Source organism: Mycobacterium kubicae (genome assembly GCF_015689175.1).
In the GTDB taxonomy this organism is placed as follows: Bacteria; Actinomycetota; Actinomycetes; order Mycobacteriales; family Mycobacteriaceae; genus Mycobacterium; species Mycobacterium kubicae.
This window is the reverse complement of the sequence record NZ_CP065047.1, coordinates 5,587,457-5,604,538: the sequence shown is the minus strand read 5'-3', so window position 1 is coordinate 5,604,538 and position 17,082 is coordinate 5,587,457. Positions and strand designations below refer to the sequence as shown.

Below are 17,082 nucleotides of genomic sequence, written 5' to 3'. Positions count from 1 at the left end.
CGACAGCCTATCGCACCGGCCCATCGCCGCACCAAACCGCAGGCCAAGCGGTCACGGCCACCGGCAGGTTTGTTCGAACTCGATCAGTAGCCGAGCCGGTCCCGACGGATCGAGCCCCTGGGCGCTCACCCAGTCGTCGCTGAAGTAGGTGTCGGCGTACCGGTCCCCGCTGTCGGCGAGCAGCGTCACCACCGAACCGCTGCGGCCGTCGGCGACCATCTCGGCGAGCAGGCCGAACGCGCCCCACAGGTTGGTCCCGGTGGACGGTCCGACGCGGCGACCCAGCACCGCACTGACGTGGCGGGCAGCGGCGATCGAGGCGGCGTCGGGAACCGACACCATGCGGTCGACCACCGTGGGCAGAAACGAGGGCTCGACGCGCGGCCGGCCGATACCCTCGATCCGCGACGAGGACGGCATGACGATGTCGTCGCGTGCTTGGGCGTAAGCGGGGAAGAACGCCGAATTCTCCGGATCCACCACACACAAGCGGGTCGCGTGTCGGCGGTAGCGCAGGTAGCGGCCGATGGTGGCGCTGGTTCCGCCGGTGCCCGCGCCCACCACGATCCACTCGGGGACGGGATAGGTCTCGTCGCGCATCTGCGTGAAGATCGACTCGGCGATGTTGTTGTTGCCGCGCCAGTCGGTCGCGCGCTCGGCGTTGGTGAATTGGTCGACGTAGTGGCCGCCGGTCTCGTGCGCCAATCGCTCGGCTTCGGCGTAGACCTGGCGGGAGCTGTCGACGAAATGGCAACGGCCGCCTTGTGCTTCGATCAGGGCGATCTTGGTAGGGCTGGTCGCGGCCGGCATCACGGCGATGAACGGCAGCCCGAGCAGGGCGGCGAAATACGCCTCGGATACCGCCGTGGACCCCGACGACGCTTCGACCACCGTGGTGCCCTCGTGGATCCAGCCGTTGCACAACGCGTAGAGGAACAACGACCTCGCCAACCGGTGCTTGAGGCTGCCGGTGATGTGGGTGGTCTCGTCTTTGAGGTACAGCGCGACGTCGGCCTCGGCGGACCATGCCGTGGGCAGTGGGTAGCGCAGCAGGTGGGTGTCAGCGCTGCGGCGGGCGTCGGCCTCGATCAACCGGACCGCGTTGTCCGCCCAGTTGCGGGACTGGCTGCGGACCGCGATGTCGGTCCGGTCGGTCAACGCACCGAGACTTTTGGCTGCGACCGGCCCAGGTTGCTGGTTGAATCGCGGCCGCCCATCGGGGTGGCGATCAGCGTGAGCAAGGTGGCTTCGGGTCGGCAGCAGAAGCGCACGGGTGCATACGGTGAGGTGCCGATTCCGGCCGAGACGTGCAGGCGCATGTGCTCGCCCCACTGCGATGCGCCCTTGGCCCGAGAGCGGTCCAGGCCGCAGTTGGTCACCAAGGCGCCGTAGAACGGCAGGCAAAGCTGTCCGCCGTGGGTGTGTCCGGCCATCACCAACTGGTAGCCGTCCGCGGCGAAGCGGTCCAGCACCCGCGGTTCCGGCGAATGCGTCAACCCCAGCCGCAAATTCGCCGCGGGGCTGGCCGGGCCGGCGATGGTGTCATAGCGGTCCCGGTCGATATGCGGGTCGTCGACGCCGGCGGCGGCGATGTGCAGGCCGGCCACCTCGAACTCGCGGCGAGTATGGGTGAGATCCAGCCAGCCGCGCTCGGTGAACGCCGCGCGCAGGTCCTGCCACGGCAGCGGTTCGCCGCGGGTGCGATGTCCCGGGTTGGTCAGGTAGTTCATCGGGTTCTTCAACCGCGGCCCGAAGTAGTCGTTGCTGCCGAACACGAAGACGCCCGGGCGGCCCAATAGGTCACCAAGAGTCTGAACCACCGCGGGAACGGCCTTGGGGTGAGCCAGATTGTCACCGGTGTTGACGACGAGGTCGGGTTCCCAGCTGGCCAGCTCGCGCAGCCACGCCTGTTTGCGCCGCTGGTTGGGCAACATGTGCAGATCGCTGATATGCAACACCCGCAACGGCGTGGACCCCGGGCTCAACACCGGCATGGTCACCTCGCGCAACACGAATGCGTTGCGCTCGACCAGCGCGGCGTAACCTACCCCGGCGACCGCCGAGCCGAGCGTGGCAGCACCGGTGCGTAACAAGGCGGGGAGCACCCGGCCACGATGCGAGCCGCGCGGCGGCCCGGGGAGAGACCGAGCTATCGATTTCTGGGCATCAGCCATGCCAGGCATGCTACTGCCGGTCGCCGACTGGGGGCGCGTCTCCGCCGTGATCAAGGCCTACGGAGGAGGCGGCTCGGCCGGCGGCGGCGCGAGCAATGGAATGGTGATCGGCGGCAGGCCCGGAATCTCGACCACCTGCGAACCGACCGGCACCGGCGCACCCTCCGGCGGTGGCGGCGGTGGCGGCGGGATGCCGTTGCTGACCTGGATCGTGATGATCGAGCCGGGGATCGTCTGCCCGGTGGGCGCGGTTCCGACCACCTCACCGAGTTTGGCGCTGCTGTTGACCGAATTGGTTTGGTCGGCGACCTGGAATCCGGCGTCTTTGAGGCGCTGGCGGGCCTGGTTCACGTCCAGACCCACGACACTGGGCACCCGCGAGCCGGGGGAGCCGTCGACATAACGCGGGTCGGTCGGCGGCAGGTGCACTTCACCGAAGTTCAAGGCGATCGGCTTCATGGCCGTGAACCAGGTGCGCGCCGGCTCGTTACCGCCGTACAGGTCGCCCTCACCGCAGTGGCGCAGCGGCGCCGAACACAGGTCGGTCGGATTGGTGGAGTCGTCGTAGATGTAGTTCGCCGCGGCGTAGCGGTTGGTGAAGCCCACGAAACCCGAAGAGCGGTGCGCTTCGGTGGTGCCGGTCTTACCCGACATCGGCAGGTCCCAGCCCGCGGCCCCGGCCGATCCCGACGCGGTGCCGCCGCCCGAGGCGTCCTTGCTCATCGCGTTGGCCAGCGTGTTGGCCAGCCCTTCGGGCACGACCTGATCGCAGGTCTCGGTGGTGACGGCGACCTCGTTGCCGTTGCGGTCGATCAGCTTGTCGATCGGGTTGGGCGGGCACCACATTCCACCGGAGGCCAGCGTGGCGGCGACGTTGGACAGCTCCAAGGCGTTGACCTCGATGGGCCCGAGGGTGAACGAGCCGATGTTCTGCCGCTTGACGAAGTCAGCCAGGCTTTCGTTGCTGTCGGGGTTGTAGTCGCGGGCGGTGCCCGGGTTGGCGTAGGAGCGCAGCCCGAGTTTGATCGCCATGTCGACCGCGCGCCCGACTCCGATCTGTGAGATCAGCTTGGCGAAGGCGGTGTTGGGTGAGGTGGCAAGCGCTTCGGTGACATTCATCGATCCGCGGTAATTGCCGGCATTGACCACACACCAGGTGTCCTTGGGGCATCCCTTGGCCCCACCGCTGCCCAGCCCCTTGGCCTGGAAGCGGGGTGGCACGTCGAGTTGGGCGTTGATGCCCATGCCCATGTCCAGGGCGGCCGCGGTGGTGAACAGCTTGAAGATCGAGCCCGCGCCATCGCCGACGAGGGAGAACGGCTGCGGACGCATGGTCTCGCCGGCTTCGGTGTTCAGCCCGTACTTACGGTTGCTGGCCATCGCGATCACTTTGTGCGAATCCTTGCCCGGCCGGATCACGCTCATCACGCTGGAGATACCGGCCAGGGTCGGCGGGGCGAACTTGTCGATGGCCGCCTTGACCGGGACCTGCACGTCTGGGTCCAGCGTGGTCCGGATGAGGTAGCCGCCGCGGGCCACCTGCTCCTTGTTGATGCCGGCGCGAGACAGATATTCCTGGACGTAGTCGCAGAAGAAGGCGCGATCTCCCGCGGCGATGCAGCCGCGCGGCAATTCGTTGGGCTGCGGCAGGATTCCCAGCGGCTCGGCCTTGGCCGCCCGCAAGGCGTCGGCTTCCTGCGGGATGTTGGCGATCATGGTGTCCAGCACCAGGTTGCGCCGGGCCAACGCCCCTTCGGGGTTGGTGTAGGGGTTCAGCGTGCTGGTCGACTGCACCATGCCCGCCAGCAGCGCAGCCTGCTGCCAGTTCAGATCGACGGCATTGATGCCGAAGTAGGTCTGCGCCGCGTCCTGAACCCCGAAAGAGTTGTTGCCGAACGACACCAGGTTCAGGTAGCGGGTGAGGATCTCGGGTTTGGTGAAGGTCTTGTCCAGCGTGAGCGCCATCCGGATCTCACGCAGCTTGCGCGCCGGGGTGGTTTCGACGGCCGCGCGCTTCTCGGCATCGGTCTGGGCGGTCACCAGCAGTTGGTAGTTCTTGACGTACTGCTGCTCGATGGTCGAGCCGCCGCGGGTGTCCACATCGCCGGAGGCGTACCCGGCCAGACCGGTCAGGGTGCCTTTCCAGTCCACCCCGTTGTGGTCGGCGAACCGCTTGTCCTCGATCGAGACGATCGCCAGCTTCATCGTGTTGGCGATCTTGTCGGACGGCACTTCGAACCGGCGCTGGGAGTACAGCCAGGCGATGACGTTGCCCTTGGCGTCGACCATCGTCGACACCGCGGGCACTTGACCCTCCAAAAGCTGAGCGGAACCGTTCGCCACCACTTCCGAGGCGCGGTTCGACATGAGACCGACTCCGCCTGCGAAGGGGAACATCAGGGCGGTGGCGACGATACTGGCCAGCAGACAGCACCCAGCAAGCTTCAGGACCGTGATCACGGCCGGGGGGCGCTCGGACATGCGTACTACAGTAGCGACCTTCTGTCACCCCACCGCGCCGCGCAGGCGGAAAATTTTCTTTCAGCAGGTAGGGCGCCCGCGGACCCGTCGTAGCGGCGCTATTTGCAACTGAGTCACAGGTCAGAGGCCAAAAATGGGACAGGCGCGACCCGTTTCCCCCGGCCGGTCGGGATAAGACTGCACGGCCGTCCCAAAAAAACCGTTATAGGACTGTTGCGCAATTGGCACCTGACCACCTAACTTAGATACGCAGTGAGATTCAGGTAACACCGATGAGCACAGTGTGGCTAACTACGCACCATCGGCTGTACCCGAGGAGGGCGGTCGCGAACAGCGGCCGGAAGGAAGGGATCAGCTCGTGTCAGGTCAGCGTCCGGCGGCCCGGCGGACAAATCTTACGGCCGCACAAAATGTCCTTCGCCCTGTGGAGGCGGAAGACCGTATTGCCTGGGTCTCGAAGGCTTTGTGCCGAACGACCGATCCCGACGAGCTTTTCGTCCGGGGCGCAGCTCAGCGCAAGGCCGCTGTCATCTGCCGGCACTGCCCGGTGATGCAGGAGTGCGGTGCAGATGCGCTGGACAACAAGGTGGAGTTCGGTGTGTGGGGTGGCATGACCGAACGCCAGCGCAGGGCACTGCTCAAGCAGCACCCTGAGGTCGTCTCCTGGTCGGACTACTTCGACAAGCGCAAGCGCCGCGGCGTCAGCTAGTCGTTCTGCGGTAGGCCGAGGGGGCGGACCCAGCGGCCTTCCTCATTACTTTTCTGTTACAGCTTAGCTGGCCGCAGTATCGATCCGTCGGTATCTCTGCAGGTCACGGGCGTTTTTTGCCTATTTTCGGCGCCAGCGGTTGATGACGGCCATTGAATCGGCGTCAAATAAGCGCCGGTCTGCGTCCGGCGCCTCGTTCATCGTCGCAGGTAGACGCGATAACGGGGTTGCCGGCCGCGGGCACCTCTGGGGCGGTCGGGGCCAGAGCCTTCCGGGATCGGCTATCCCATACGGCAGCGCCGTGGATTTGCAATCAAAAAGCACGTTCGCGCGAAATTCGCATGATGAGCGGTTTGTATCTGACGCTTTAGTTAGCAATTTCGGCGGGATTTGAGGCGGTTTAACCGACGGCTGTCGAGTGCCCGTCTTGACGGGCTTCCTCATTACGAAAGTATTACACGTTAGGTGGGCTTGTCACTTTAACAACGCTGTTTTCGCAGGTCACAGGCATTATTCGGCGAAATAGACAGCTGTCAGGTTCGGCCCGTCGTTGAATCGGCGTCAAATAAGGAGGTGAGGGCAACCCCGCGGCGCGGCTCTTAGCCGGTATTTGTCCAGGTCAAAGCGCTACAGGCGGCGCCGGTCGGCGTCAATAAGACTTTTCGAGGGCTGCGGAACCGGTTTGACCGGTTGATCAGCGGGCGGTTGAGCGGCTCACGTCGTCACCGGTGCGGGCCGGCGTGATCTGGTCGGCCAGGGCGCGCAGCGCATCCAGGTCGGACACGTCGAACGGCAGCGACGGCACGCCGACGATCGGGACGTCGGGGTTAGCGCCGGTGAACCGGGACAGCAGCCGCACCTCCCGTTTGGCGGTCTGTCCGCGGTCGGCGTGGATATGCAGTACGGCCGCGGCCAGTGTGGCTGAGTCGCTGGACTCGGCGTCGAGCTTTTCGGCCGCGTCGATGGCACGCTCGACCGGCAGGGCGCACAACGTCGGGTGCGTCCGGTTCAACACCAGCCCCGCGAGCGGCATCCCTTCTTGCGATAGCCGGTCGACGAAAAAGGATGCTTCCCGCAGTGCGTCGGGTTCGGCGGCCGACACCACCACGAATTGGGTGCCGCGCCGCTTCAGGAGGGCGTAGGTGCGGTCGGCCTTCTCGCGGAAGCCGCCGAAGGTGGCGTCCAGGGACTGCACGAACGCCGCCGCGTCACCCAGCATCTGCGAACCGAGCACGGTCGACAATGCCTTCATGGCCAAGCCCATGGCGCCGGTGACCAGTCGCCCGATGCCGCGGCCCGGAGCAAGCAGCAGCCGCCACAGCCGGCTGTCCATGAAGCTGCCCAGGCGTTGGGGGGCGTCGAGGAAATCGAGTGCATTGCGGGAGGGAGGAGTGTCGACCACCACCAGGTCCCACCGGTCCTCGCTGAGCAGCTGCCCCAACTTTTCCATGGCCATGTACTCTTGCGTCCCGGCCAGCGAGGTGGCGACGGTCTGATAGAACTGGTTATCCAGAATCGACTGGGCCCGTTCGGGTCCGGAGTATTGGACCACCATCTCGTCGAACGTGCGGCGCATGTCGAGCATCATCGCGTGCAGCTCGCCGGTCACCTCCGGGGCTAGCGGCACCCGCTGCGGGGTGTTTCCAAGATCGTTGACGCCCAACGCTTGCGCCAACCGTTTCGCGGGGTCGATGGTCAACACGACCACCGTGCGGCCGTATTCGGCGGCGCGCAAGGCGATTGCGGCCGCGGTCGTGGTCTTTCCGACGCCGCCCGCGCCGCAGCACACGACGACCCGGTTGCTGGTGTCGGCCAGAATGGCCGCCATATCAAGGGTCTTGGGTGTGGTACTCATCGAACTCCCTGCTGCGCAAGCGATTCCGACAACTCATACAGGCTGCCCAAGTCCACGCCGTCGGAGATCGCCGGCAGTTCCAGGCGCGGCACCTGCAGGGAATCCAGCTGCTGGGCGGTTTCCGATCGGGCGGCGATCCGCGTGGCGTGCTCGATGGTTTCGGTCAGCAGGCCGGCGAAGTCGTCCTCGGAGAGTTCGATACCGGCGGTGGCCAGCCCCGCGCGCACCGCGTCCGCGTCCACGTCACCCTCGGCCGCCTTGGCCAGGTCGTCGGTGTCCAGATACGCCGGAATGTTGCGGTTGACGATGACGCTGCCGATGGGCAGTTCCATCTCCGCCAGCTCTTCGATGGCCTCCAGAGTTTCCTGCACCGGCAGCGCCTCGAGCAGCGTCACCAGATGGATGGCGGTCTGCTCACTGTGCAACAGCTGCACCACGCCCTCGGCCTGCGAATGCACCGGCCCGCCGCGGGCCAGATCCGACACGGCCTTGGTGACGTCGAGAAAGCGCGCGATCCGACCGGTCGGAGGCGCGTCGACGACGATCGCGTCGTATACCGGTAACCGGTTCTTGTCCAGGCGGATGACCGTTTCTTTGATCTTGCCGGTCAGCAGCACGTCACGTAGGCCGGGCGCGATCGTGGTCGCGAACTCGATGGCGCCGATGCGGCGCATGGCACGGCCGGCGATGCCCAGGTTGTAGAACATGTCGAGGTATTCCAGAAAGGCGGCCTCGATGTCGATGGCCAGGGCGTTGACCTGGCCGCCGCGCTCGGCGGTCGCGATCTTCAGTTCCTGGTAGGGCAGCGGGGGCACGTCGAAAAGTTGCGCAATCCCTTGTCGCCCTTCGACTTCCACCAGCAGGACTTTGCGACCGCCGGCTGCCAGCGTCAGGGCCAAGGCTGCGGCGATGGTCGACTTGCCGGTACCGCCTTTGCCGGTCACAAAGTGCAGGCGGGCCTTCGACAAACGCGACGGCCAGCCGACGGAACTACCGCCGGTAGAAGTGTTTGCCACCTTCGCATGCTAGCCCGACCGCCTAGCCCCGCCACCGGCCTGGCCGGTGCTGGTCACCGCCGGCGGATAAGCTCGCGAGATGACCCAACCCACCGCATGGGAGTACGCGACGGTTCCGCTGCTCACGCACGCCACCAAACAGATCCTCGATCAGTGGGGCGCCGATGGCTGGGAGCTGGTAGCGGTGCTGCCCGGGCCCACCGGCGAGCAGCACGTCGCCTACCTCAAGCGCCCGAAATAGCGCACGGGCGATGAACGCTGGCTCCTCCTGGACGGCGCGATTGGGCCAACTCGGTGTCGCGCTTCCGCAGACCGTGGCGCCACTGGCCGCCTACGTTCCCGCCGTCCGCACCGGCAATCTCGTCTACACCGCCGGTCAACTGCCCTTCGAGGCCGGGAAGTTGGTGGCCACCGGCAAGGTCGGCGCGGACATCAGCCCCGAAGAAGGCAAACGGTTGGCCCGGCTGTGTGCGCTCAACGCGCTGGCGGCCATCGACTCCCTGGTCGGGCTCGACACGGTGACCCAGGTGGTCAAGGTGGTCGGGTTCGTCGCGTCGGCATCGGGTTTCCACGGTCAGCCCAGCGTCGTCAACGGGGCTTCCGACCTGCTCGCCGAGGTGTTCGCCGACAAAGGGGCGCACGCGCGATCGGCCGTCGGTGTGGCGGAGTTGCCGTTGAATGCCCCGGTCGAAGTCGAGCTGATCGTGGAGGTTGGCCTGACGTTGCGATGACCCTGACCCATCCGGCATACGGGCAGTTGCGGCCGGTCACCGACACCGCGTCGGTGCTGCTGGCCGACAACCCGGGCCTGTTGACGTTGGAGGGCACCAATACCTGGGTGCTGCGGGGGTCGCGAAGTGACGAGGTGCTGGTTGTCGACCCCGGGCCCGAGGACGAGCACATCGAGCGGCTTGCCGCGCTGGGCCGCATCGCCTTGGTGTTGATCAGTCACCGGCATGTCGATCACACCGCTGGCATCGACAAGTTGGTCGAGCTGACCGGGGCGCCGGTGCGCGCGGCGGATCCGCAGTTCCTGCGGGGTGACGGGGTGGCGCTGAGTGATCGGGAGATCATCGACGCCGCCGGCGTAACGGTCACGGTGCTGACCACGCCCGGCCATACCGCCGACTCGGTGTCGTTTGTTCTCGACGACGCGGTGCTGACAGCCGACAGTGTGCTGGGCCGGGGCACCGCGGTGCTCGACAAGGATGACGGCAACCTGGCCGACTACTTGGATTCGCTGCACCGGCTGCGCGGGCTGGGTCGCCGGACGGTGCTGCCCGGGCACGGCCCCGAGCTGCCCGACTTGGACGCCGTCACAGCCGAATACCTGGTGCACCGGCGGGAGCGGTTGAATCAGGTGCGCTCGGCGCTGCGGTCGCTGGGGGATGACGCCACGGCGCGACAGGTGGTCGAACACGTGTATGTCGACGTCGACGAGAAGCTGTGGGATGCGGCCGAGTGGTCGGTTCAGGCGCAGCTGAACTATCTGCGTCGGGAGTGAAGTTCGGGCGTCGAGTGTGCGGCTGGGGCGTCGAGCGTGCGGCGGAGGCGTCGAGTGTGCACGTAGGGCGATCGGGTGTGAAGTGTGGGCGGCTGGGGCGTCGAGTGTGCAGCTAGGGCGTCGAGTGTGAAGCTACGGCGGGTAAACCGCGAGATTCCCGCCCTGGACGCACACTCGACGCCCTACGTGCACACTCGACGGAGAAGGCCGACGGGCTGCGCCCGCGCTGCGCGCGGGCTTACCTCGCTCGGCGCGCCAGACGCTCGGAGTCGGAGATCAGCACGCTCTTGCCCTCCAGCCGGATCCACCCCCGGTGGGCGAAGTCGGCCAGCGCCTTGTTCACCGTCTCCCGCGAAGCGCCGACCAGCTGGGCGATCTCTTCCTGCGTCAGGTCGTGGGTGACTCGCATGGCGCCGCCCTCCTGAGTGCCGAACCGCTGGGCGAGCTGCAGCAACTGCTTGGCCACCCGGCCCGGCACGTCGGTAAAGATCAGGTCCGCCAGGTTGTTGTTGGTGCGGCGCAGCCGTCGCGCAAGCACCCGCAACAGTTGCTCGGCAATCTCGGGACGGTCGGCGATCCAGGCCCGCAGCGCATCACGGTCCATCGACACCGCGCGCACCTCGGTGATCGTCGTCGCGCTGGACGTCCGCGGCCCAGGGTCGAAGATCGACAACTCGCCGAACATGTCCGACGGCCCCATGATGGTCAGCAGGTTCTCCCGGCCGTCCGGTGACCGACGACCGATCTTCACCTTTCCGGCGACGATGATGTAGAGCCGATCGCCCGGCTCGCCCTCGGCAAAAACCGTGTGTCCTCGGGGGAAGTCGACCGGCTGCAGTTGTTTGGTCAGTGCGGCGACTGCGCTGGGCTCAACCCCTTGGAAGATTCCTGCCCTTGCCAGGATCTCATCCACGATGCCTCTTCAGCCTTCCAACGAAGTGATACGGGCAGGCCAATTAATTACGACTGACACGAGTCTAAAGGTAGGCCAATAGGTGCGACCTGCCAACGCTACACACGATTGACATGTCGAGAAGCCGTAACCGGCGTATTGGGCCGGTGCCGACCGTGCAGGCGCGACGGCCGCCCCACCTCGGCCCGAACGGCACCATCGGTGGCAAAGAAGGCCTCGGCGTGGTGGCGGCCGGTGAGCGCTCGGGGCGCCGGAACCGCGGCGAGTTGCTGGGCCTGACGTCGATGTAGGTATTCCAGCGCCTCCGGCATTCCCTCCCGGGCCAGCGTGCGCACATCGACAGGCTCGGCCTGGTCGAGGAAGTCGGCGACGTCGGTCGCGCTCACCGTGCCATGGGCAAGCACCTTCTCCAGCCGCCCGAGGCCGAGTGCAGCAACCATCAGCAGCCCCGGGATGCAGGCCACCAGCAACCATGACACAGAGAGAGTAAACATGGCCTTGCATCAACACCGGGTCTCGGGAAGATCACGAAATCAGTACTCTGTCGTAGGTGACAGCGGCCAAGTCATCCGGGCGTTCCAAGTCCAAGCCACCCGCGCCCGGCTCCGAAGTCGCCAAGCGCTGGACAACCGAGACCCGAACGGGTCTGGTGCGGCGCGCCCGCCGCATGAATCGCACGCTGGCACAGGCCTTTCCGCACGTCTACTGCGAACTGGACTTCACCACGCCGCTCGAGCTGGCGGTGGCCACCATCCTGTCGGCACAGAGCACCGACAAACGGGTGAACCTGACGACGCCCGCGCTGTTCGCCAAGTACCGGACGGCGGTGGACTACGCGCAGGCCGACCGCACCGAACTGGAAGCCCTCATTCGCCCTACCGGCTTCTACCGCAACAAGGCAACGTCGTTGATCGGTCTCGGGCAGGCGCTGGTCGAGCGGTTCGACGGTGAGGTGCCGGCCACCATGGAAGAGCTGGTCACGCTGCCGGGCGTGGGCCGCAAGACGGCAAACGTCATCCTCGGCAACGCCTTCGATATTCCCGGCATCACCGTCGACACCCACTTTGGCCGGCTGGTTCGGCGCTGGCGCTGGACCGCCGAGGAGGACCCGGTCAAGGTGGAGCATGCGGTGGGCGCACTGATCGAGCGCAAGGAATGGACCTTGTTGAGTCACCGGGTGATCTTCCACGGCCGGCGCGTCTGCCACGCCCGCAAACCCGCCTGCGGGGTGTGCGTGCTGGCCAAGGATTGCCCGTCTTACGGGCTGGGGCCTACCGAACCCTTGTTGGCGGCCCCGCTGGTGCAGGGCCCGGAAACCGAGCACTTGCTGGCTCTGGCCGGGTTGTGAGCCAGCCGCCGGACGCCGGGATGACGCGTTGACCAGCAGAACCCGCTGGACCATTGCGGTCCTGGTGGTGGTCGCCGCGCTGATCGTGGCCCTGGTAGCCCAGTTGCGCGACGACAACGCACCCACCTCGACCCCCCAACCACCGGCGGCGCGGGAACACCGCGATGCCGACACACCCGCGGCGCTGGCCGGCCCGCGGCAGCGGGCAGCCTTGGCGCCCTGTCCCGGGCCGGGTGACGGTCCCGGTTCGACGGCGTTGCGCGATGTCGTGGTGGAGTGCGCGGCCGACGGCGCGCCCGTGGACGTGGCGCGGGCACTAGCCGGACACCGCGTGGTGCTCAATTTGTGGGCCTATTGGTGCGCGCCTTGTGTGGCCGAACTGCCCGCAATGGCTGAATATCAACGACGGGTGGGAAACGACGTATTGGTGGTGACGGTGCATCAGGACGAGAACGAGACGGCCGGGTTGCTGCGACTGGCCGATCTCGGTGTTCGGCTGCCCACCCTGCAAGATGGTCGCCGTAAGGTGGCGGCGGCGCTGCGGGTTGCAAACGTCATGCCCGCGACGGTGGTGCTGCGGCCGGACGGTAGCGTTGCGCAGACCCTGCCGCGGCCCTTTGGCAGCGCCGACGAGATTGCGGCTGCGGTCGGAAACGACACGGGGTAAGCGTGGGCAATGGGACCCGAGGAGGCGCCGATGAGTGCTGCGGTGGCCTTGACTCCTGAACTCGCTCCGCCGTGGCTGCGGCCGCTGGTCGACAACATCGACGAGATCCCGAACTCCTACCGTCGTCGCCTGTCGGCCGAGATGCTGGCGATGGTGACGGCGGCCAAGGTGACGTCTTCTGCGGCGGCGCGCCGCGGCGCCGGTCGGGAGGCCGCCGTGCTGGTGCTGTTCTCCGGCCCGGACGCCGGACCGGCCGACGGTGGTCCGCCCGATGACGCTGACCTCCTATTGACCGTGCGCGCGTCGAGCCTGCGCCACCATGCCGGGCAGGCCGCCTTCCCCGGCGGCGCTGCCGATCCGGGTGACCGGGGACCGGTGGCCACGGCCCTGCGGGAGGCGCGTGAAGAGACCGGGATCGACGTCGACCGGCTCTATCCGCTGGCCACCATGGACCGCACGTTCATCCCGCCGTCCGGGTTTCACGTCGTACCGGTGCTGGCTTACTCGCCGGATCCCGGCCCGGTGACCGTGGTCAACCAGGCGGAGACGGCGATCGTCGCCCGGGTTCCGGTACGCGCTTTCATCAACCCGGCCAATCGCCTGATGGTGTATCGCGATGCGCTGACCCGCCGGCTGGCCGGTCCGGCGTTTCTGCTGAACCAAATGCTGGTGTGGGGCTTCACTGGCCAGGTGATTTCTGCTGTGCTCGACGTCGCGGGTTGGGCCCAGCCCTGGGACACCACCGACATCCGCGAACTGGACGAGGCGATGCGGCTGGTCGGCGACCAGGGTGAGCCGCGATGAACTCAATGACTCCGTCGCAGGGCTGGACATCGCCGTGCTGGCGGTGGCGTTCATCGCGGCGATCTCCGGCTGGCGCTCGGGCGCCCTCGGCTCCCTGTTGTCCTTCGCCGGTGTGTTGCTGGGGGCGATCGCGGGGGTGCTGTTGGCGCCGCACATCGTCAGCCACATCGCGGCTCCGCGCGCTAAGTTGTTCGCCGCGCTTTTCCTCATCTTGGCGCTGGTCGTGGTCGGCGAGGTGGCCGGAGTGGTGCTAGGCCGGGCGGTGCGCGGCGCCATCCGCAACCGGCCCGTCCGGCTCACCGACTCCGTCATCGGTGTGGGCGTGCAACTGCTGGTGGTGCTGACCGCAGCCTGGCTGTTGGCGACGCCGCTGACCCAGTCCAAAGACCAGCCCGAACTGGCCGCCGCGGTTCGCGGTTCCCGGGTCCTGGCCCAGGTCAACGACGTCGCGCCCAGCTGGCTGAAAAACGTACCGAAGCGGCTCTCGGCGTTGCTGAACACTTCGGGTCTGCCCGCGGTGCTCGAACCGTTCAGCCGCACCCCGGTCATCCCGGTCGCCTCACCGGACCCGGCGCTGGCCAACAACCCGGTGGTGGCGGCCACCGCACCCAGCGTCGTCAAGGTTCGCAGCCTGGCGCCCAGCTGCCAGAAAGTGTTGGAAGGCACCGGATTCGTGATCTCGCCCGACCGGGTGATGACCAACGCGCACGTGGTCGCCGGGTCCAACAGCGTGTCGGTGTATGCGACCAACAAGCCGTATGACGCGACGGTGGTCTCCTACGACCCCTCGGTCGATATCGCGATTCTGGCCGTCCCCAACCTGCCGCCGGCGCCGCTGGTCTTCAACGACGGTCCGGCGAAAACCGGCACCGATGTGGTGGTGCTGGGTTATCCCGGCGGCGGCAACTTCACGGCCACTCCGGCGAGGATCCGTGAGGCCATCCGGCTCAGCGGCCCGGACATCTACCGAGACCCGCAGCCGGTGACCCGCGACGTGTACACCATCAGAGCCGATGTGGAGCAAGGCAATTCGGGTGGTCCGCTGATCGACCTCAACGGCCGAGTGCTCGGTGTGGTGTTCGGCGCCGCGGTCGATGATCCCGACACGGGGTTTGTGCTGACGGCCGAAGAGGTGTCCGGTCAGCTGGCCCGGGTCGGCGCCACCCAACCGGTGGGTACCGGGGCCTGCGTCAGCTGATCCGGCGGCCGTGCACCTGGTCGAGGAATCGTGTCAGGTGGCGGTTGATTTCGTCGGGCACCTCTTCATGGCTGAAATGCCCTGCGCCGGCGATGGATAGGTAGCGTCCGTGCGGGGCGTAACGTTGGGTGCGCTCGACCGGCGCGGCCAGCACGTACGGATCGGCGTCGCCGCGCAGGTGCAGCAGCGGCATACTCAGTTGCTGCGTCATCGATTTCATGAAGCGACGGCCCTCGGCGCGCAGCTGACTGCGTACCGCCCAGCGTTGATACTCCAGCGCGCTGTGCGCGGCCGCGGGAATCATGATCGCTTGTCGCAGGTATCCGATGGACTGTGAGAAGTCCTCGGAAGCAGGCCATTTCGCGCAGGCGCGGCTGCGCATCAGCCGCTCGATCTCCGCCCCGTCGTTCCGGGTGAGTAGCCGCTCCGGCCAGATCGGCACCTGGTAGCGCAACAACGTGGGCAGTAGTGCGCGACCCTGATCGCGGCGCATCAGTGTGGTGCGCCGCAGCGCGGCCGGGTGCGGTGAACTGATCAGGGCAATGGCCCGGACCAGTCGCGAATGCAGCAGCGCGGTGGTCCAGCATGCCAATCCACCGTCGGCGTGACCGATCAGCGTGGCCGACGAATGACCCAGTGCCCTGATGAGCCCGGCCGTATCACCGGCCAGTGTCCAGCCGTCGTAGCCGCGGGGAGGCTTGTCGCTGCCCCCGTAACCGCGCAAGTCGACGGCAACCACTCGAGCGCCGGTCAGCCCACGCAGTTGATGCCGCCATGACCACCAGAACGAACCGAAACCGTGCAGCAGCATGACCAGCGGGCGCGCCGTCACCGGTTCGGTGGGCGCAGCCCGTCCCGCCGGCAATGCTTCGACGACGTGGAAGCGGATGCCGTTGGCGTGCACGTCGAGATGTCGCCATGGCCCGTCGATGCGGGTGATCGACGGATCGGGTGCCGGCATTTACCAGCCCGAGGGGTCGGCCGGCGTCTTGTCGTCGGCCGTGAGGGCCTTGGCCTTGGCGGCTGCGGCCACGTTCTTCTCATGGCCCGGAGTGAGCGCGTCGCGCGTCTCTTTGACCGAGGCGATGGTTTGGCGCGGACCCCGGATGCGTCGGACCTTCAAGAAACCCAACAGCGCCAGCACCGCGGTGACCACGACCATGATCCCGAAGACGATGAGGAACGCCGCCCAGCGCCAGATCCAGTTGTCGAGCAGTTCGGCGAGGAAGAAGAAGAAAAAGAAGGTGGAGTAGAACAGCACGACCAGCGCGGCGATGAAGTAGACGCTGCCGGTCAATCCCTTCTTGACGTCGCGGGTGATCTCGGCGCGGGCCAGTTCCACTTCGGCCCGTACCAGGGTCGATACCTGGGTTGTCGCGTCTTTGATGAGGTCACCGATCGACGGCTCCCCGGCCCTGGCATGCGGATCGGCCAACGGAATGGTGGTCAGCGTGCTGGGCACACCGTTCTTGCGATCAGGTTTGCTCACAGACGGTCCTCTCGGTGTGACTGCCCGCGGTGCGCAGTCGTCGCGGTTTATGTTGCCATGACCTCTGGTGCGGTACGCGGCCAGCCGAACAGGGCGGGGTCCCCTCGAACGGATGCGGCAAATTGACGATCGCGGTCATTTCGCACGCCGCTGTGCTCGGGTAGGAATCATCTAGACTGCCCTCTGGTTTTCTGATTCCCACAACCTGACGGGAGTATCGCTGTGCAGACGGCGCATCGCGGCTTTGCCGCGGCGATCGGGGCGGTGCTCCTGAGTCCGCTATTCATGCCCGCCGCTACCGCGGTCGCGGACGACAAGGTGCCGTTGGGCGGGGGTGCGGGCATTGTGGTGAACACCGGCACGCTGTGCACGCTGACCGCCATAGGGCACGACAGAAACGGTGATCTGATCGGCTTCACCTCCGCGCACTGCGGTGGCCCCGGCGCGCCCGTCGCCGCCGAGGGCGCGGAGAACCGGGGACAGGTGGGCATCATGGTCGCCGGCAACGACAACCTGGACTACGCGGTGATCAGGTTCGACCCGGCCAAGGTGACACCGGTCAACAACGTCAACGGGTTCGCGATCAACGGGATCGGCCCGGACCCAACGGTCGGGCAAGTCGCCTGCAAGCAGGGCCGCACCACCGGCAATTCGTGCGGTGTCACCTGGGGCCCGGGGCAGGATCCGGGGACCATCGTGATGCAGGTCTGCGGCGGGCCCGGTGACTCCGGGGCGCCCGTCACCGTCGACAACCTGCTGGTCGGGATGATTCACGGCGCCTTCAGCGACAGCTTGCCGAGCTGCGTCACGAAATACATTCCGCTGCACACACCGGCGGTGGTGATGTCCATCAACGCCGACCTGGCCGACATCAACGCCAAGAACCGGCCCGGCTCCGACTTCGTACCGATCCCCGGTTAGGGC

At 66.8% G+C, this 17,082-nt stretch carries 17 protein-coding genes and 1 pseudogene; 9 read left to right on the top strand and 9 right to left on the bottom strand.

The genetic code is table 11. The annotated features are described in order from the left end of the window. Nucleotides 1–51: 51 nt before the first annotated feature. Genes cds1 through ponA2 form a run of 3 tightly spaced genes read right to left on the bottom strand, consistent with a single transcriptional unit; the run spans nt 52 to nt 4,655 of the window. A complete protein-coding gene (cds1, locus tag I2456_RS26215; protein WP_085074679.1) occupies nt 52–1,158 on the bottom strand; it encodes an L-cysteine desulfhydrase Cds1 in 1,107 nt (368 codons plus the stop codon). Beyond that, nucleotides 1,155–2,174: a metallophosphoesterase gene (locus I2456_RS26210; RefSeq protein ID WP_068034470.1), complete on the bottom strand. Its 1,020-nt coding sequence runs from the start codon at nt 2,172–2,174 to the stop codon at nt 1,155–1,157. The genes cds1 and I2456_RS26210 overlap by 4 nt, the downstream gene beginning before the upstream one ends. Before the next feature lie 57 nt (nt 2,175–2,231). Then, complete coding sequence (ponA2, locus tag I2456_RS26205; protein WP_068034473.1) at nt 2,232–4,655, bottom strand: transglycosylase/D,D-transpeptidase PonA2; 2,424 nt, start codon at nt 4,653–4,655, stop codon at nt 2,232–2,234. A gap of 358 nt (nt 4,656–5,013) precedes the next feature. On the opposite strand from ponA2, the gene I2456_RS26200 reads away from it, so the two are divergent. Then, the gene (locus tag I2456_RS26200) at nt 5,014–5,364 is read left to right on the top strand and encodes a WhiB family transcriptional regulator (RefSeq protein WP_068034474.1); all 351 of its coding nucleotides are present in this window, start codon (nt 5,014–5,016) and stop codon (nt 5,362–5,364) included. Between the two features lie 694 nt (nt 5,365–6,058). Here the strand turns inward: I2456_RS26200 and bagB are convergent. After that, the gene (gene bagB, locus I2456_RS26195) at nt 6,059–7,219 is read right to left on the bottom strand and encodes an ATPase BagB (protein WP_085074678.1); all 1,161 of its coding nucleotides are present in this window, start codon (nt 7,217–7,219) and stop codon (nt 6,059–6,061) included. Further along, on the bottom strand, nt 7,216–8,235 hold the full coding sequence (bagA, locus tag I2456_RS26190) for an ATPase BagA (RefSeq protein ID WP_068034479.1): 1,020 nt from the start codon (nt 8,233–8,235) through the stop codon (nt 7,216–7,218). Before bagA ends, bagB begins: the two co-directional genes overlap by 4 nt. 79 nt (nt 8,236–8,314) lie before the next feature. On the opposite strand from bagA, the gene I2456_RS26185 reads away from it, so the two are divergent. From I2456_RS26185 to I2456_RS26175, 3 genes are read left to right on the top strand one after another with little or no spacing between them, the layout of a single operon-like run. After that, complete coding sequence (locus I2456_RS26185; protein ID WP_003419736.1) at nt 8,315–8,476, top strand: Sp36 family protein; 162 nt, start codon at nt 8,315–8,317, stop codon at nt 8,474–8,476. 10 nt (nt 8,477–8,486) lie between these two features. Beyond that, complete coding sequence (locus I2456_RS26180) at nt 8,487–8,966, top strand: RidA family protein (RefSeq protein WP_085074677.1); 480 nt, start codon at nt 8,487–8,489, stop codon at nt 8,964–8,966. Then, on the top strand, nt 8,963–9,739 hold the full coding sequence (locus I2456_RS26175; RefSeq protein ID WP_085074676.1) for an MBL fold metallo-hydrolase: 777 nt from the start codon (nt 8,963–8,965) through the stop codon (nt 9,737–9,739). The genes I2456_RS26180 and I2456_RS26175 overlap by 4 nt, the downstream gene beginning before the upstream one ends. A 238-nt stretch (nt 9,740–9,977) precedes the next feature. Here the strand turns inward: I2456_RS26175 and crp are convergent, their stop codons facing one another. Then, nucleotides 9,978–10,652: a cAMP-activated global transcriptional regulator CRP gene (gene crp, locus I2456_RS26170; RefSeq protein WP_036362963.1), complete on the bottom strand. Its 675-nt coding sequence runs from the start codon at nt 10,650–10,652 to the stop codon at nt 9,978–9,980. A gap of 98 nt (nt 10,653–10,750) precedes the next feature. Continuing rightward, nucleotides 10,751–11,146, bottom strand: a complete 396-nt coding sequence (locus tag I2456_RS29055) for a hypothetical protein (RefSeq protein ID WP_085074675.1) — start codon at nt 11,144–11,146, stop codon at nt 10,751–10,753. 173 nt (nt 11,147–11,319) lie between these two features. On the opposite strand from I2456_RS29055, the gene nth reads away from it, so the two are divergent. The 4 genes and pseudogenes from nth to marP all read left to right on the top strand — a co-directional run bounded on the left by nth (nt 11,320) and on the right by marP (nt 14,669). Beyond that, nucleotides 11,320–12,000 carry an endonuclease III gene (gene nth, locus I2456_RS26160; protein WP_116645715.1) on the top strand — a complete coding sequence of 227 codons (681 nt, stop codon included), beginning with the start codon at nt 11,320–11,322 and terminating at the stop codon, nt 11,998–12,000. A 28-nt stretch (nt 12,001–12,028) separates the two neighbouring features. Beyond that, nucleotides 12,029–12,667 carry a TlpA family protein disulfide reductase gene (locus tag I2456_RS26155; RefSeq protein WP_085074674.1) on the top strand — a complete coding sequence of 213 codons (639 nt, stop codon included), beginning with the start codon at nt 12,029–12,031 and terminating at the stop codon, nt 12,665–12,667. 9 nt (nt 12,668–12,676) lie between these two features. Then, nucleotides 12,677–13,471 (top strand): NUDIX hydrolase, encoded by a 795-nt coding sequence (locus I2456_RS26150; protein ID WP_116645713.1) that lies wholly within the window; start codon nt 12,677–12,679, stop codon nt 13,469–13,471. A 5-nt stretch (nt 13,472–13,476) separates the two neighbouring features. Continuing rightward, a pseudogene (gene marP, locus I2456_RS26145) lies at nt 13,477–14,669 on the top strand (acid resistance serine protease MarP). On the opposite strand, the gene I2456_RS26140 reads toward marP, so the two are convergent. Together I2456_RS26140 and I2456_RS26135 are read right to left on the bottom strand one after the other, a co-directional pair. Continuing rightward, the gene (locus tag I2456_RS26140; protein ID WP_085074673.1) at nt 14,662–15,630 is read right to left on the bottom strand and encodes an alpha/beta fold hydrolase; all 969 of its coding nucleotides are present in this window, start codon (nt 15,628–15,630) and stop codon (nt 14,662–14,664) included. The pseudogene marP and the gene I2456_RS26140 overlap by 8 nt on opposite strands. Continuing rightward, entirely contained in the window at nt 15,631–16,158 is a 528-nt protein-coding gene (locus I2456_RS26135) for a phage holin family protein (RefSeq protein WP_068159973.1), read from the bottom strand. It abuts the gene before it with no gap. Between the two features lie 222 nt (nt 16,159–16,380). Between I2456_RS26135 and I2456_RS26130 the strand changes: the two genes are divergently transcribed. Continuing rightward, nucleotides 16,381–17,079, top strand: a complete 699-nt coding sequence (locus I2456_RS26130) for a S1 family peptidase (RefSeq protein ID WP_068034495.1) — start codon at nt 16,381–16,383, stop codon at nt 17,077–17,079. The last annotated feature ends 3 nt before the right edge of the window (nt 17,080–17,082 follow it).

Coding starts and splice junctions, on each gene's coding strand:
- I2456_RS26175 (WP_085074676.1), top strand. CDS start 8,963: ATGACCCTGACCCATCCGGCATACGGGCAGTTGCGGCCGGTCACCGAC.
- nth (WP_116645715.1), top strand. CDS start 11,320: ATGAATCGCACGCTGGCACAGGCCTTTCCGCACGTCTACTGCGAACTG.
- ponA2 (WP_068034473.1), bottom strand. CDS start 4,655: ATGTCCGAGCGCCCCCCGGCCGTGATCACGGTCCTGAAGCTTGCTGGG.
- I2456_RS26180 (WP_085074677.1), top strand. CDS start 8,487: ATGAACGCTGGCTCCTCCTGGACGGCGCGATTGGGCCAACTCGGTGTC.
- I2456_RS26150 (WP_116645713.1), top strand. CDS start 12,677: ATGGGACCCGAGGAGGCGCCGATGAGTGCTGCGGTGGCCTTGACTCCT.
- I2456_RS26140 (WP_085074673.1), bottom strand. CDS start 15,630: ATGCCGGCACCCGATCCGTCGATCACCCGCATCGACGGGCCATGGCGA.
- I2456_RS26185 (WP_003419736.1), top strand. CDS start 8,315: ATGACCCAACCCACCGCATGGGAGTACGCGACGGTTCCGCTGCTCACG.
- I2456_RS26210 (WP_068034470.1), bottom strand. CDS start 2,174: ATGGCTGATGCCCAGAAATCGATAGCTCGGTCTCTCCCCGGGCCGCCG.
- I2456_RS29055 (WP_085074675.1), bottom strand. CDS start 11,146: ATGTTTACTCTCTCTGTGTCATGGTTGCTGGTGGCCTGCATCCCGGGG.
- bagB (WP_085074678.1), bottom strand. CDS start 7,219: ATGAGTACCACACCCAAGACCCTTGATATGGCGGCCATTCTGGCCGAC.